Below are 15,161 nucleotides of genomic sequence, written 5' to 3' on the forward strand. Positions count from 1 at the left end.
CGGCGGCCTTGTACCGCCTCCCCCGTGGTCGTCCGTTTACCTGCTCAAAAACTTCATATGACCTGATCGCAAGCCGTCGGTGGACGGCTAGGAGCCGCCGGCCGGCCGGGCCGCGAACAGCTCCAGCAACTCGGCCCTGGCGAACATCCGGGCCGTGTCGACGGCCGAGGGGGTGCCCGCGGACGGGTCGGCGCCCGCCTCCAGCAGGACCTTGATCACGCCCGTCTCGCCCTTGAACGCGGCCCCGGCGAGCGGGGTCTGCCCCCGGTCGTTGATCCGGTCGGCCTCGGCGCCACGGGCCAGCAGGGCCCGTACCGCGTCGGCGTGGCCGTGGTAGGCGGCGAGCATCACCAGACAGTCGCCGCGGTCGTTGGTGAGGTTCGCCGGAACGCCCGCGTCCACATATGCCACGAGTTCCTCGGTCCGCCCTTGCCGGGCCAGATCGAAGATCTTGGTGGCCAGCTCCACGACCCCGGGGTCGGGGGCTTCAGTCATCGGCCTGGACCGCCTCTCACTCACAGCTCGACTCAACCGTTCAGGTGAATCGCCAGGGTACTGGCTCGTGCCGCACATGGGCGGTCCCGTCCGAGGCAAAGATCACGGAGCGACCCGTTCGCCGCAGTTCTCCTGCTCAGGCGGCCCAGCAATTGCTCCGCCATGGGGGTGGAATGCACCGTAAATCATCCAGTTGCACCTTTTATCGTATGGATACATCCTGTGATCCTGGAAGTACTCATGGTGACTGTCCCCACGCGAACCAGGAGATCCCCAATGATCCTGTCCATGTCAGGCGTCGTCCTGCTCGGCATCATCGTCTTCCTCTTCTTCCGCAAGGACGGACTGAAGGCGTCGCACGCCTGCGTCTCGGCGCTGTTCGGCTTCTACCTGGCGAGCACGGCCATCGCCCCGAGCATCAAGGCGGGCGGCGAGAGCCTGGCCGGCCTGCTCGGCGGCATCAAGTTCTGACGCCGCCCCTCCCGCCGACCGTTCCTTCCGTACGCACGATCAGGAGACAGCAGTGGCCCGGCGCCCCCTCCCCCGCATCCCGAGCACAGGCACCGCGCAGCTCGCCCGGAGCCGGGATCTGGCCCGGACGGCGGCCGACAGCGCCACCGACGTCCTCCAACCACTGATCACGATCACGCGCGGTCTGCGCCGGCTGGCCTCGGCCGGCCTGCGCAGATGGGCCGAGACGCCCAAGGACAGGCGCGGCCCGCTGCTGTTCCTGGCGGCCTCGGTGATCCTCGTCGTGGTACTCGTGCCGTACGGCCCGCTGCTCGCCGTCATCACCCTGATGGCGGCGGCGGCCTGGCAGGGCCGGGACCGTACCCCACCGGATCCCGAAGGCCCCGACGAGTCGCAGACCCAGCGGCTCCAGTCGTTGTACGAGGCCCTGGTCCCGTACTTCTCGACGGCCGAGGACCCTTCTCCCCTCTACGCCCACGGCGGCGAGTGGGAGAAGGCCTTCCCGGCGTACGAGTTCGACGGTGCCGGCCGCGTCACCCACCTCGTGATCCGCTACCCGGCCTACTTCCCGGACGGCGAGGCCGAGCACCGCGCGCGGGTCGAGCTGCTGCTCACCGCGAAGTCGGGCCGCGGCCGCGAGTACCTCTTCACCTGGGACGAGGAGGGCAACGAACTCACGGTCGGGGTCCTCGCCCCGCTCCCCACCGACATCGCCGCCCAGCGGTTCGTGACCGCGCCCGGCGAGGCCGTCCTCGGCTTCACCGATCCCACCCGCGTCCAGCGCACGCTCCCGCTCACCCACGGCGCGGAACAGCGCGACGTCCCCCCGGTCGTCTGGCGCACCGGCGCCCGCTCGACCGAGCCGCATCTGCTGGTGGTCGGCCAGCCCGGCAGCGGCACCTCCACCCTGCTGCGCTCCCTGGCACTCCAGGCCCTCCAGTACGGCGACGTCCTGATCGTCGAGGGCGGCGGCACCGGCGAGTACGCCTGCCTCACCGGCCGGGACGGCGTCCTGGGCGTCGAGGTCGCGCTCGCGGGGGCGCTGACCGGACTGGAGTGGGCGGCCCAGGAGACCGAGCGCCGTCTGATCGCGGCCAACCAGGCCCGCCAGGCGGGGCAGACCCCGCCGGAGGACACCCGCCGTCCGCTGTGGATCCTCCTCGACCGGCCCACGGCCTTCACCCCGCTCGCACAGGCGGACGGCCGCGAGGACCCGCAGTCCCTGCTCCAGGTTCCGCTGCGGCACGGCCGCGCGGCCTCGGTCACCGTGGTCGTGGCCGAACAGTTCGACAGCCTCGACCTGTTGAGCGACGCCGTACGGCAGCACACGCGCGCGCGGGTCGTGCTCGGGCCCGCGTCGGCGGGGCGGCTTGCCGCGGTCCTCGGGGCTCCCCCCCACACCACGCCCGTGGAGCAGGTCCCACCGGGGCGGGGGTACGCGCGGCTGGGGGCGGGGCCGGTGCACCGGCTTCAGGTACCGGCCACTCCGGATCCGTACGACGACGCGACGAGTGAGGCGCAGCGGCAGGCGGTTCTGGCGCTGTTGCCGCCACGGAGCACTCCCGCGGACGCGGAGCCGGTGGCGGTACCCGTGGAGGCGGCTGCCGTGGCCGAGGCGTAGAGGGGGGCGGGGCCGGTTTCACTCACCCGCACCCCCGTCGGCGGAGGGCCTGGTTTCCACTCGCCCGCCGGCAAGGCACCGCCCCACCCACCCACCCACCCACCCGCACCGCCCCAGCGGCACGAGGTCCGGTGGGCCTCGCCCCAGCGGCAGGGGTGCCCGCGGCTACCGGAGGTGAACGCCGGCCCAGCGGCAGGGGTGGCCGCAGCAAGGGGGAGGCGGCCATCGCCCCAGCCACACCATGACCCGCAGCTACCCGGGGTGAACGCCGACCCGGCAGCCCAGATGGCCGCAGCCAGCCGGAGGGGGCCCCGGCCCCGGCGACACCATCACCCGCAGCCACGTGAGGGCACGCCGCCCCAGCGGCACAGATGGCCGCAGCCGGCCGGACCCCGGCCCCAGCCCACACCATCACCCGCAGCCACCAGAGGCGCACGCCGACCCGACGGCACAGATGGCCACAGCCGGCGAGAGGCCAGATGGCCCTCGCCCCAGCCACACCATGACCCGCAGCCACCGAAGGTGGGCCCCGCCCCAGCGCCACGAGGGCCCGCAGCTACCGGAGGCGGACGCCGACCCAGCAGCGGCGCAAGTCGCCGCAGCCGGCGGCCAGTGGACGTAGGCCCGGCCGGCCGCCTAGGCCACGAACGTGCGGGGTGGCTCGGTTCCCGCCGTCCCCCCGCTCCGTACGATCTTCGCCGCCGCCGCCAGGCGGGTCGCCGCCTCGTCGGCCACCGCGCCGCCCACCGTGAAGGGGAGGCGGACGAAGCCCTCGAAGGCGCCGTCGACCCCGAAGCGCGGGCCGGACGGGACGCGGACCCCGACCCGCTCGCCCGCCTCGGCGATGCGCGAGCCGGACAGGCCCCCGGCCCGCACCCAGAGCGTCAGCCCGCCCTTCGGGACGGCGAACTCCCAGTCGGGCAGCTCCCGCCGGAGCGCCCCGACCAGCGCCTCCCGGTTCTCCCGGGCCTGGGCCCGCCGCAGATCGACAGCCTGCTCCCAGCCACCGGTGCTGAACAGCCAGTTCACCGCGAGCTGTTCCAGGACAGGGGTGCCCAGGTCGGCGTAGGCGCGGGCCGCGACCAGGCTGCGGATGACGTCCGGTGCCGCCCGGACCCAGCCGATGCGCATCCCCGCCCAGAACGCCTTGCTCGCCGAACCGACCGTGATCACCGTCGACCCGGCGGGATCGAAGCCGCACACGGGCCGCGGCATCTCCACGTCGTCGTCGAGCCACAGCTCGGTCATCGTCTCGTCGGCGACCAGCACGGTCCCGGCCGACCGGGCGGCCTCCACCAGCCGCCGCCGCTGGTCCTCGTCGGCCAGGGCACCGGTCGGGTTGTGGAAGTCGGCGACGACGTACGCGATCCGCGGCGCGGCCTCGCGCAGCACCTGGCGCCACCGGTCCAGGTCCCAGCCGCTGAGCCCCTCGGCCATGGCGACGGGCACCAGCCGGGCCCCCGCCTCGCGCATGAGCTGGAGGATGTTGGCGTAGGAGGGCGACTCGACGGCGATGCGTTCGCCGCGCCCGCCGAAGAGATGACAGATCGCGTCGATCGCGCCCATGGCACCGGTCGTCACCATGATCTGTTCGGGCATCGTCGGGATCCCGCGCGCGGTGTAGCGGTCCGCGATCATCGCCCGCAGCGCGGGCAGGCCCGCCGGATAGTCGCCGTGGGTGTGGGCGTACGGAGGCAGTTCCTCGAGCGCGCCCTGGACGGCGCGGGTGAGCCACGGCTCGGGTGCCGGGAGGGCCGCGCAGCCCAGGTCGATCATCGAGCCGAGCGCCTCCGGCGGCAGGGGCTCCAGCCCGCGCGCGGGCAGCGGATTGCCGGCCGGGACCGCGGTCCAGCTGCCCGCCCCGCGGCGGGACTCCAGGAAGCCCTCCGCGCGCAACGCCTCGTAGGCGGCGGCGACGGTCGTCCGGCTCACGGCGAAGGAGAGGGCCAGTTCGCGTTCGGCGGGCAGACGCGCGGCCACCGGCACCCTGCCCTCCAGGACGAGCAGCCGGATCCCGTCGGCGAGCGCCCGGTAGGCGGGCGGACGCCGGGTGCCGGGGCCGGCCGGGCGGTCCTGCTGGGACTTGAGCAGTCGTGCGAGCTGGGCGGCCCCCACCGCGGAGGTCCACTGCGCCATGGTTACCAGTCCACCTTCCTCGAATTGGCCATGGATGCCGATTCCTTCCAAGCCACAGAGTGTCATGCGTCAGGCCACTACCACCACCAGGGAGCCTCCCTTGTCCACGCCGCCCCGGTCCGCGAGGGGACCTCTCGTCCGCCGACTGCTCCAGCTGTACGCCGGGCTCGCCCTGTACGGCGCGAGCGCCGCACTGCTCGTCGAGGCGGGCCTGGGCCTGGAGCCGTGGGGCGTCCTGCACCAGGGCCTGGCCGAGCTCACCGGTCTGACGATCGGAGTCGTGTCGATCGCCGTGGGCGCGGTGGTGCTGCTGCTGTGGATCCCGCTGCGCCAGCGCCCCGGCCTCGGCACCGTCTCCAATGTCTTCGTGGTCGGTCTCGCGATGGACGGCACCCTGGCCCTGGTGCCGGAGGTGCACGCCCTGGCCGTGCGCGTTCCTCTCCTGCTGGCCGGGGTGCTGCTCAACGGCGTGGCCACCGGCCTGTACATCACCGCCGCCTTCGGGCCGGGTCCGCGCGACGGCCTGATGACCGGCCTGCACCGGCGCACCGGCCGCTCGATCCGGCTGATGCGGACGGCGATCGAGGTGGCCGTCGTCGTGACCGGATTCACGCTCGGCGGCACCATCGGCGTCGGCACCCTGCTCTACGCGCTGTCCATCGGTCCCCTCGCCCAGTTCTTCCTGCGGGCGTTCGCCGTTCCGAAGGCATCCGACGGCAGCGCGGTCGTTGCCACGGGGACACCCCATGGGGTGATACTGCGCAGGTGACCACCCTCATACGCCACCCCTACCTCGACCATCCGGGGCCCATCCCGTTCGCGCACCGCGGCGGGGCCGCGGACGGTCTGGAGAACACCGTGGCGCAGTTCCGGCGCGCGGTGGAGACGGGGTACCGCTACATCGAGACCGATGTGCACGCCACCCGGGACGGCAAGCTCGTCGCCTTCCACGACGGGACGCTGGACCGGGTCACCGACGGCGCCGGCCGGATCGCCGACCTCCCGTGGGCGGACGTACGGCACGCGCGCGTGGCGGGCAGGGAGCCGGTGCCGCTCTTCGAGGAGCTGCTGGAGACCTTTCCCGAGGTGCGCTGGAACGTGGACATCAAGGCGGAACCGGCGCTGCACCCCCTGCTCAACCTGATCGCGCGCACCGGCGCCTGGGACCGGATCTGCGTGGGCTCGTTCTCCGAGGCCCGGGTCGTGCGCGCCCAGCGGCTGGCCGGGCCGCGCCTGGCGACGTCGTACGGCACCTGGGGTGTGCTCAATCTGCGGCTGCGGTCCTGGGGGGTGCCCGCGGCGCTGCGGCCCTCGGCGGTGGCCGCGCAGGTCCCCGAGACCCAGTCGGGCATCCAGGTGGTGGACCGGCGTTTCGTCCGGGTCGCGCATGCGCGGGGCTTGCAGGTGCACGTGTGGACCATCAACGATCCCGATGCCATGCACCGGCTCCTGGACCTAGGAGTCGATGGCATCATGACCGATCACATCGACACGTTGCGCAAGGTCATGGAGGACCGGGGCGTCTGGGTCTGACCCGCCGCACACCGTCATCGCACGCCTTCGCACCAGCGGGAAGCGAGGGCGCGGGTGGGCACCGACACCGTGCGGACGGCGGCGTCCGACGAGGCCGCCGAGCGGCGGCGCGAACAGCGCGGCTGGTACTTCTACGACTGGGCGTGCTCCGTCTACTCGGCGAGTGTGCTCACCGTGTTCCTGGGGCCGTATCTGACGTCCGTCGCCAAGGAGGCGGCGGACGCCGACGGGTACGTGCACCCGCTCGGCATACCGGTGCGGGCCGGGTCGTTCTTCGCGTACTCCGTCTCCCTGTCGGTGATCCTCGCGGTGGTCGTGATGCCCCTGGTGGGCGCCGCCGCCGACCGCACCGGCCGCAAGAAGCGGCTGCTCGGGGTCACCGCCTACGTGGGTGCCACGGCGACCACCGGCATGTTCTTCCTCGGCGGCGACCGCTATCTGCTCGGCGGGGCGCTGCTGGTCGTGGCGAACGCGTCCATGTCGGTCGGCACCATGCTCTACAACTCCTACCTCCCCCAGATCGCCCCGCCCGAGGAGCGCGACGCGGTCTCCTCGCGGGGCTGGGCCTTCGGCTACGCGGCCGGTTCCCTGATGCTGATCGTGAACCTGGTCCTCTATCTCGCCCATGACTCCTTCGGCGTCTCGGAGTCGACGGCCGTGCGCATCTGTCTGGCCTCGGCGGGTGTGTGGTGGGGCGGGTTCGCGATCATCCCGCTGCGGCGGCTGCGCGACCGGAGCCGGACCGGACCGGCCGTCCCGCGGGAGGCGACGGCTCCGGGGCTGCGCCAGCTCGTGGCGACGATCCGCGACATGCGCCGCCACCCCCTCACCCTCTCCTTCCTCCTCGCCTACCTCATCTACAACGACGGCATCCAGACGGTGATCTCCCAGGCGTCGGTCTACGGCTCCGAGGAGCTCGGCCTCGACCAGTCCACCCTGATCGGCGCCGTCCTGCTGGTCCAGGTGCTGGCCGTCGCGGGCGCCCTCGGTATGGGGCGGCTGGCCCGGACGTACGGCGCGAAGCGGACGATCCTCGGCTCGCTGGTGGCCTGGACGCTCACCCTCGGGGCGGGGTACTTTCTGCCGGCCGGGGCCCCGGTGGGCTTCTTCCTGCTCGCCTCCGCGATCGGGCTGGTCCTCGGCGGCAGCCAGGCGCTGTCCCGGTCCCTGTTCTCCCACCTCGTGCCGCCGGGCAAGGAGGCCGAGTACTTCTCCGCGTACGAGATGAGCGACCGCGGGATGAGCTGGCTCGGGCCGCTGCTGTTCGGGATCACCTACCAGTTCACCGGAAGTTACCGGGACGCGATCATCTCCCTGGTGGCCTTCTTCGTCATAGGGTTCGTGCTGCTCGCGCGGGTTCCGGTGCGACGGGCGATCGGGGCCGCCGGAAATCCGGTGCCCGAGAAGATTTAGCGCTCAACGCGAAAGGGCTGTAGTGTACGCGTTTGGCCTGCCAGGCGTACCGTTACTGCGCGTCAAAGATGCCGAAACGCTGGGTGACATCTCCTTGCAGATGTGACAAACCGGGCGCCGGTGGGTACTGCACTGGTTGACAAGGCTGCGGCTACGACGGCGACGCAGGACCCGGAACGGGACTCGGAACGGGAATCTTTACCGCCGACCGGACGTTGACCGGACGACGACGACAGCGACACCTGTCCTGTGGGCGACAAGCCCGGGAGGCACGATTCATGAGTGAGCGAGCTCTTCGCGGCACGCGCCTCGTGGTGACCAGCTACGAGACGGACCGCGGTATCGACCTGGCCCCGCGCCAGGCCGTGGAGTACGCATGCGAGAAGGGGCACCGGTTCGAGATGCCCTTCTCGGTCGAGGCGGAGATCCCGCCGGAGTGGGAGTGCAAGGTCTGTGGTGCCACCGCACTCCTCGTGGACGGCGACGGCCCTGAGGAGAAGAAGGCCAAGCCCGCGCGTACGCATTGGGACATGCTGATGGAGCGGCGGACCCGCGAGGAACTCGAAGAGGTCCTCGAGGAGCGCCTGGCCGTTCTGCGGTCCGGGGCGATGAACCTTGCGGTGCATCCCCGGGACAGCCGCAAGTCGGCCTAGCGGAGAAGCCGGTTTTTCCGCGCACGCACATGACCGCGGGCGCCGTACGTGAGATACGTACGGCGCCCGCGGTCGTTGTGCTGCTCAGTTCTGCCCGTCCCCTCGGCTCCCCTACCTACTTCTGCTCGTCCCTGATCACCTCGCCCTGGACGACCTTGCCGTCCGGGCGGTGGATGCGGGCCTGCTGGAAGGCGTCGCCCAGGGAGCCGGGGGGCGCGGCGGCGAGGAACTTGCGCTCGGCGTAGGCGCCGATCGCCTTCTGGACCGGCGGGAGCAGCAGGAGCAGGCCGACGGCGTCGGAGATCAGGCCCGGGATCATCAGCAGCAGGCCGCCGAGCATCATCAGCCCGTTGCCCGAGCCCTTCGAGGGGGATCCGCCTCGCTGAAGAGCCTCGTTGAGGTTGCGGAAGGCGCGGCGGCCCGCCCGCTTGATGACCACGGAACCGAGGACGAAACCGGCGACGAGCAGCAGGAAGACCACGAACCCGCTCGTCGCGGCCGCGACCGTGGACAGCAGCCAGATCTCCAGAACCAGCCAGGCGGCGAGCCCGAGCGGCAGGGACGTCCGCAGGCGCGAGCGCCGGGGGCGGGTGGGAGCGGAGTCGGAGCCGGAGCCGGAAACGGGGTAGGTCGGGATCGGAGCGCCAGTCGTCATGCTCCCAGTGTGCCCGGACCCGGCTCAGAGCGGCATAAAAGGGCGATCAGCCCTCGTGGGGAGGCTCCGTGGCCGCCTCGCCGGACTCCGGAGCGGACGGGGTGGCCGGAGCGGCCGGGGCTGCCGGGGCTGCGGCCTTGGCCGCCGGGACCGAAGCCTGGGCGGCCGGGGCGGAGGCCTCGGCCCGCGTCCGCGCCGGCTCGGACGGGTCGGCGCCACGGCCCGTGATCTTGCCCACGCGCTCGCCCACGCCCCACGCCGTGACCCGCCACAGCGCCTCGACGAGGATGTCCCGGCTCATCTTGGAGTCGCCGAGTTCACGCTCGACGAAGGTGATCGGGACCTCGACGACGTGGAAACCCGCCTTGATGGCGCGGCGGGCGAGGTCGACCTGGAAGCAGTAGCCCTGGGAGGCCACCTCCTCCAGGCCGAGGCCCTCCAGGGTCTCGCGCCGGAAGGCCCGGTAGCCGCCGGTGATGTCGCGCAGCGGCAGGTCCAGGGCGAGGCGGGAGTAGAGGCTGCCGCCGCGGGAGATGTACTCGCGGGACTTGGGCCAGTTCACGACCCGGCCGCCCGGCACCCAGCGGGAGCCCAGCACCAGGTCCGCGCCCTTGAGCGCGGTGAGCAGGCGGGGCAGTTCCTCGGGCTGGTGGGAGCCGTCGGCGTCCATCTCGACGAGGACGCCGTAGCCGTTCTCCAGGCCCCAGCGGAAGCCGGCGAGGTAGGCGGCGCCGAGGCCCTCCTTGCCCTTGCGGTGCAGGACCCGGACCTGCTCGTCCGCGGCGGCCAGCTCGTCCGCGAGCTTGCCGGTGCCGTCGGGGCTGTTGTCGTCGGCCACGAGGACATGGGCCTCGGGGACGGCCTCGCGCACCCGGCCGACGATGCCCTTGATGTTCTCCGCCTCGTTGTAGGTCGGAATGATCACCAAGGCGGTGCCGAGCGGGCCGAACTGCCTCCCCCGCCTCTGTGCCGCGAGGGTCCCGTCGCCGTCGTTCACTGCTGCCCCTTCGTGTCCGTACGCAGGCCACCACCATAGTGGCCACCGCCTGCGATGACGTGACAGGACGATCGAATGGTGGTGTCGATTCCCCAAGAGCGGGGTAAGAAGAAACATTTGGCCTTGTATGTACGAACGTACCCCGACCGGATGCGTCGAAAGCGTGCTGCGGATGGGGCCCGGCGCCCTTCGGGCCGACCTGGGGCCCGCTGGCTGCGGGTCGACCGAAAGCCGTTGTCTACTGAGCGCCCGGGCCCCATCCGGGTCACACCTCCCCGGCCGGACGGAACGTTCCCTCGCTGCGGCGCTGGCGCTGAGCCTGGCTGCCAGTGGCGGTGCCCCGGTGCGGCACACCGTCCCTGACCCAGCGGCGCCGCCGCGAGTGCGCGGACGTTCTGCGGCGGGGCGTCCGGTGGTGGACCCGGCCGAACCTACCCGCCTCCGGCCATCGGCTGTCAACAGCGGTTCGACCTGCGGCTTTGCGGTCAATGCCCTGGTCAGCGGGGAGGTGGCGGCGGACACACCTCGGCGTGCGGACGGGTGATCTTCCCCGCACCGGCCCCGGAGATCACTCGCCCGGCCGTACGAAAACCGTCTTTCCGGCGACCACCGTGCGCAGGCATACGGGCAGGTCGGTGCCGGGGGTGAGGTCGGGCAGACCGGGGGTGCCGGAGCGCGGGTCGGTGGACCAGCGGGCGACCCGGTCGTCGGGCGCCTGGACGACCAGGGCGTCGGTGCGCCAGACCGCGTAGTCCGCGGGGGCGCCGGGGACGAGGACCCCGGCGTCGTCGCGGCCGATCGCCCGCCAGCCGCCTCGGGTGTGGGCGGTGAAGGCGGCGCGGACCGAGACGCGGTGCCCGGGGGTCCGGTGGAAGGCGGCGGCACGGACCGTTCCCCACGGGTCGAGCGGCGTGACCGGGCTGTCGGAGCCGAACGCGAGCGGGACCCCGGCCCGCAGCAGGGCCGCGAAGGGGTTGAGGGTGCGGGCCCGCTCCACGCCCAGCCGCTGGGCGTACATGCCGTCGTCGCCACCCCACAGGGCGTCGAAGGCGGGCTGCACGGAGGCGGTCAGCCCCAGCTCGGCGAGGGCCGCCACGGTCTCGGGCGTCAGCATCTCGGCGTGCTCGACCCGGTGGCGGGCGGCGCGGATCCGGGCGAGGCCGGTCTTCTCGGCGGCGGCCCGCACCCCGTCCACCACAGCGGTCACGGCGGCGTCGCCGATGGCGTGGAAGCCCGCCTGGAGGCCCGCCTCGGTGCAGGCGACCACATGAGCGGCGACATCGGCGGCGGTCAGGTAGGCGGTGCCGGAGTGGGCGGCGTCGGTGTACGGGGTGTGCAGGCAGGCGGTGTGGGAGCCGAGGGCGCCGTCGACGAACAGGTCCCCGGCGGCGCCGAGCGCGCCGAGCTGCCGGGCCCGGTCGGCGTCGCGTTCGGCCCAGTACCCGACGACCCGCGGGCCGCTCTCCTCGGCGGCGAGCCGCAGCAGGTCCGTGAAGTCGTCCTCGGAGGAGATCTCGGGGCCACCGCACTCGTGGACGGAGCCGATGCCGAGCGAGGCGGCGTGCGCGAGGGCGGTCCGCTGGGCCTCGGCACGCTGCGCGGGCGTCACGGCCGCGAACGCGGCGGCGCGGGCGGTGTGATGGGCGTCGCGGGTGAGCGGCTCGCCCTCCGCGAAGCCGGGCTCGGTGCGGGTGCGGAGGGCCAGGTCGAGCAGGGCGGTGGTGACCACGGCCGAGTGGACGTCGATCCGGCTGAGGTAGAGCGGCCGGCCGCCGGTGGCCTCGTCCAGTTCGTCGCGGCGTGGAGCGCGCCCCTCGGGCCAGCGGGAGGCGTCCCAGCCGTGTCCGAGCAGCACCTTGTCCCGCGGACGGGCGGCGGCGAAGTCCCGTACCAGGGCGAGGGCCGCCGCGAGGGAAGGGGCGGACGACAGGTCCAGGCCGGTCAGGGCGAGGCCCGTGGAGGTGGTGTGGACGTGCGCGTCGGTGAACGCCGGGGTGACGAGAGCGCCGTCCAGGTCGACCACCTCGTCGACGCCGTCCGCGAAGGCGTCGGCCGCGCCCTCCGAACCGACCCAGGCGACCTGTCCGCGCTCGACGACCATCGCGGTCGCGAACGGGTCGGCGGGGCTGTGGACCTCCCCGCGGCGGAGCAGGACGGTCTTCGGCTCGGGCGTGCGCTCACTCATGACCGACAGTTTCTCGCGCCGCGGGAGCGCGCGGGCACCTGGGGCGCCGCGAAGGGGTCGCCCGGCCTTCCGCCTCGGCCTCCCGGAGCCGGCCACCCGGGGCCGCCTCCGCTCTCCGCGCTCCGCCCGGCGCGTCCTAGATCCGCGGCGGGCGAGCCTCGTACGGCGTGGACAGGACGACGGTCGTCCGGGTCGAGACCCCGGCGAGGGCGCGGATCCGGCCGAGCAGCTCCTCCAGCTCGTGCGGGGTGGCCACCCGCACCTTGAGGATGTAGTTCTCGTCGCCCGCGACGCTGTGACAGGCCTCGATCTCGGGCACGCCGGCCAGCCGGTCGGAGATGTCGTCGGGGGCACTGGGGTCGAACGGTTTCACCGAGATGAAGGCGGTCAGGGGCAGCCCGACGGCCTCGGGGTCGACGACGGCCGCGTAGCCCCGGATGACACCGCGCTGCTCCAGCCGGCGCACCCGCTGGTGCACGGCCGACGTGGACAGGCCCGTGGCCTTGCCCAGGTCGGTGTAACTCATCCGCCCGTCCTTGACGAGCAGCTGCACGATGTGGCGGTCCAGCTCCTCCATGACGCAAGAACCTACAGTGCGTGTGATCTCCTCGGATACCTGTGCAGCCCAGGTCATACCCGGTTCGTGATCTGCCGGACGGCCACGGTGCGTTGGCACCTGCGGATGGCATGTGACGAAGACCACAGCACACGTAGAGGCTTCGTGATGGGCTCGTGATTACCGCCGAGACGGTCTGGGAAGTGCTTGCTGTGGTCGAGGCCTCAGTGCCTTGCGGCCCAGCCCGAGGGGGAGAATCCCATGCAGAGTCTTCAGCGCCCTGGTCGCACCGCGCCCAAGCGCCTGTCCGTGGTCGAGCCCGAGCCGGAGGGCGTCGAACCCGACCCGTTCGACGCCGACGAGCTCGACGCGTACGACACCTTCGCGATGTTCCGGGTGATCTGCCCGGACTGCGCGCAGTCCATCGCGCTGCTGGCGGACGAGCAGGTCCTTCCGGAGCACGCGCTGTGCGCCTCGCCGTGGAACCCGTTCGGGCTCACGGTCTGCGCCGGCACCGGGCGTCCGGCGTCCGAGGCCCGGTCGGCGGACGAGTCCGCGTCGGCCCAGGAGCAGGACACCGCCGTGGTGCTGACGCTCCCTCAGGGGCTGGACTGGCGTATGCAGCCCTTCTCGCACGTCGGCGGCCCGGGCTCGCGCCCGATGCGCGTACCGGCGATGCGCCGCCAGGCCGCCTGAGCCGCGACGCCTCCGCTCCGGGGTCCGATTCCCCGAGCGCGTCCCTCAGGAGCCCGTCTCCCCGTAGCTGCCCTGCACCATGGCCCGCAGGCTGCCGTGGTGCGGGGTCAGCGTGTCCGGATCCGCCGGCACGGCCACCTCGCCGAAGTACGCCTGGCGTAGGCGATCCGCAGCATGACGATCGCGTGCCGCAGCGCCGCGTGCAGCCTGTGGAAGTCCAGAGGCACTTGGTCATGGAGCGGGGCCAACAGGCCGATCGTCGCGTCCTCCAGGCGCTCACGGTCGGCGTCACTCGCGGCGCGCAGGCGGGACCCGCCCCTCGACGCGTTCCATGACGGCGGCACGGGGCGGTCGTCGGCCATGAACGCTCCTGTCCGGACGCACGGTATTTGACGGTACGTCAGCCACGCCTACGACTGACGGTACGTCAGCTGTGGTGTGGCGGCCAGGGTCGGTCGGTACCGGCTGAAAGCGGGGCCCGACCCGCCGCTGTGTAGCGGGCCGCAGCCGGGGCGGTTCAGCCTGGCTGCGGGCCCAGCAGATGCCGGGCGATGACCATCCGCTGGATCTGGTTGGTGCCCTCGACGATCTGGAGGGCCTTGGCCTCGCGCAGATGGCGCTCGACGGGGAAGTCGGCGGTGTAGCCGTAGCCGCCGAGCACCTGGACGGCGTCGACGGTGACCTGCATCGCGGCGTCCGTGCAGTGGAGCTTGGCCATCGCCGCCTGCCGGGCGAACGGCCGGCCCGCGTCCCGCAGCCGCGCCGCCGCCAGATACAGGGCGCGGCCCGACTCCACCCGGGTGGCCATGTCGGCGAGCAGGAAGCGCAGGCCCTGGAAGTCGGCGAGGGGCCGGCCGAACTGCCGGCGCTCGGTGGCGTGGGCGACGGCCTGGTCCAGGGCCGCCTGGGCGAGGCCGACCGCGCAGGCCGCGATGCCGAGGCGCCCGGAGTCCAGCGCGGCCAGGGCGATCGCGAAGCCCTCGCCCGGCGCGCCGAGGCGGCGGTCGTCGCCCACCCGGACGCCGTCGAAGTGGAGCTGGGCGGTGGGCGAGCCCTTCAGGCCCATCTTCCGCTCGGGTGGCGCGGCGGTCAGCCCGTCGGCGTCACCGGGCACGAGGAAGGCGGTGATCCCGTGCGGGCCCTCGCCGCCGGTGCGCGCCAGGACGGTGTAGAAGTCGGCGATCCCGCCGTGGGTGGTCCAGGCCTTGGTTCCGTCGATCACCCAGTCACCGCCGTCCCGTACGGCCCTGGTCCGCAGCGCGGCCGCGTCCGAGCCGGAGGAGGGTTCGGACAGGCAGTACGCGCCGAGCAGTCCGCCGCCGAGCACGCCCGGCAGATGCGCGGCGCGCTGGGCGTCGGTGCCGTGGGCGGCCAGCGCGTAGGCGGCCAGAGTGTGGACGCTGACCCCGAGCCCCACGGTGAGCCGGGCCGCGGCGAGTTCCTCCAGGACCTGGAGGTAGACCTCGTACGGCTGGTCGCCACCGCCGTGCCGGGAGTCGTACGGCAGTCCGAGCAGCCCCGACGCGGACAGGAGGGTGAACAGCCCGCGCGGGAAACGTCCCGTGTCCTCCTCCTCGGCGGCCGTCGGAGTGATCTCCCGACGGGCGATGTCCCGGACGAGGGCGAGCAGTTCCCGTGCCTCCCGCGTGGGCAGGAGGCGGTCCACCGGTGTCGGAGCGCGCTCGCCCATGCCGCACCTCCTCAGCTGCCGGCCTGCGGCTTCGCGCTGTGAGTATGCCCGCGGGGCGCG

General features: G+C 72.9%; 14 protein-coding genes and 1 pseudogene. 7 read left to right on the top strand and 8 right to left on the bottom strand.

Annotated features, from left to right (window positions below; genetic code table 11):
* Window positions 1-87 precede the first annotated feature (87 nt).
* A complete protein-coding gene (locus tag AQJ58_RS14440) occupies window positions 88-495 on the bottom strand; it encodes an ankyrin repeat domain-containing protein (RefSeq protein ID WP_067249859.1) in 408 nt (135 codons plus the stop codon).
* A gap of 276 nt (window positions 496-771) precedes the next feature.
* Here AQJ58_RS14440 and AQJ58_RS14445 point away from each other — a divergent pair, with 276 nt between their 5' ends.
* Together AQJ58_RS14445 and AQJ58_RS14450 are read left to right on the top strand one after the other, a co-directional pair.
* Window positions 772-966, top strand: coding sequence for a hypothetical protein (locus AQJ58_RS14445; RefSeq protein WP_055638461.1), 195 nt, complete (start codon window positions 772-774; stop codon window positions 964-966).
* A 52-nt stretch (window positions 967-1,018) separates the two neighbouring features.
* Window positions 1,019-2,587, top strand: coding sequence for a P-loop NTPase family protein (locus tag AQJ58_RS14450; RefSeq protein ID WP_067249862.1), 1,569 nt, complete (start codon window positions 1,019-1,021; stop codon window positions 2,585-2,587).
* Window positions 2,588-3,223: 636 nt separating this feature from the next.
* On the opposite strand, the gene AQJ58_RS14455 is transcribed toward AQJ58_RS14450, so the two are convergent.
* The gene (locus AQJ58_RS14455) at window positions 3,224-4,723 is read right to left on the bottom strand and encodes an SCO1417 family PLP biosynthesis transcription factor (RefSeq protein WP_067249865.1); all 1,500 of its coding nucleotides are present in this window, start codon (window positions 4,721-4,723) and stop codon (window positions 3,224-3,226) included.
* Between the two features lie 64 nt (window positions 4,724-4,787).
* Between AQJ58_RS14455 and AQJ58_RS14460 the strand changes: the two genes are divergently transcribed.
* From AQJ58_RS14460 to AQJ58_RS14475, 4 genes are all read left to right on the top strand, one after another.
* Complete coding sequence (locus tag AQJ58_RS14460) at window positions 4,788-5,492, top strand: membrane protein YczE (RefSeq protein ID WP_067249868.1); 705 nt, start codon at window positions 4,788-4,790, stop codon at window positions 5,490-5,492.
* The gene (locus AQJ58_RS14465) at window positions 5,489-6,256 is read left to right on the top strand and encodes a glycerophosphodiester phosphodiesterase family protein (RefSeq protein WP_067249871.1); all 768 of its coding nucleotides are present in this window, start codon (window positions 5,489-5,491) and stop codon (window positions 6,254-6,256) included. Before AQJ58_RS14460 ends, AQJ58_RS14465 begins: the two co-directional genes overlap by 4 nt.
* 54 nt (window positions 6,257-6,310) lie before the next feature.
* Window positions 6,311-7,669 carry an MFS transporter gene (locus AQJ58_RS14470; RefSeq protein ID WP_067249874.1) on the top strand — a complete coding sequence of 453 codons (1,359 nt, stop codon included), beginning with the start codon at window positions 6,311-6,313 and terminating at the stop codon, window positions 7,667-7,669.
* Window positions 7,670-7,947: 278 nt separating this feature from the next.
* On the top strand, window positions 7,948-8,322 hold the full coding sequence (locus AQJ58_RS14475; protein WP_055637205.1) for an RNA polymerase-binding protein RbpA: 375 nt from the start codon (window positions 7,948-7,950) through the stop codon (window positions 8,320-8,322).
* 115 nt (window positions 8,323-8,437) lie between these two features.
* Here the strand turns inward: AQJ58_RS14475 and fxsA are convergent, their stop codons facing one another.
* From fxsA to AQJ58_RS14495, 4 genes are all read right to left on the bottom strand, one after another.
* Entirely contained in the window at window positions 8,438-8,977 is a 540-nt protein-coding gene (gene fxsA, locus AQJ58_RS14480) for an FxsA family membrane protein (protein WP_067249877.1), read from the bottom strand.
* Between the two features lie 46 nt (window positions 8,978-9,023).
* A complete protein-coding gene (locus tag AQJ58_RS14485) occupies window positions 9,024-9,974 on the bottom strand; it encodes a polyprenol monophosphomannose synthase (RefSeq protein ID WP_234360053.1) in 951 nt (316 codons plus the stop codon).
* Window positions 9,975-10,542: 568 nt separating this feature from the next.
* On the bottom strand, window positions 10,543-12,159 hold the full coding sequence (locus AQJ58_RS14490) for an amidohydrolase (protein WP_067249879.1): 1,617 nt from the start codon (window positions 12,157-12,159) through the stop codon (window positions 10,543-10,545).
* Window positions 12,160-12,295: 136 nt separating this feature from the next.
* Window positions 12,296-12,736, bottom strand: coding sequence for an Lrp/AsnC family transcriptional regulator (locus AQJ58_RS14495; protein ID WP_067249881.1), 441 nt, complete (start codon window positions 12,734-12,736; stop codon window positions 12,296-12,298).
* 240 nt (window positions 12,737-12,976) lie between these two features.
* Between AQJ58_RS14495 and AQJ58_RS14500 the strand changes: the two genes are divergently transcribed.
* Complete coding sequence (locus AQJ58_RS14500) at window positions 12,977-13,411, top strand: hypothetical protein (RefSeq protein ID WP_067249884.1); 435 nt, start codon at window positions 12,977-12,979, stop codon at window positions 13,409-13,411.
* Window positions 13,412-13,456: 45 nt separating this feature from the next.
* Here the strand turns inward: AQJ58_RS14500 and AQJ58_RS42475 are convergent.
* Window positions 13,457-13,629, bottom strand: a pseudogene (locus AQJ58_RS42475) (phosphotransferase family protein); the annotation flags it as partial.
* Between the two features lie 299 nt (window positions 13,630-13,928).
* Window positions 13,929-15,101, bottom strand: coding sequence for an acyl-CoA dehydrogenase family protein (locus AQJ58_RS14510; protein ID WP_067249890.1), 1,173 nt, complete (start codon window positions 15,099-15,101; stop codon window positions 13,929-13,931).
* Between the last annotated feature and the right edge of the window lie 60 nt (window positions 15,102-15,161).

It is taken from the genome of Streptomyces sp. DSM 15324 (assembly GCF_001514285.1).
Lineage (GTDB): Bacteria > Actinomycetota > Actinomycetes > Streptomycetales > Streptomycetaceae > Streptomyces.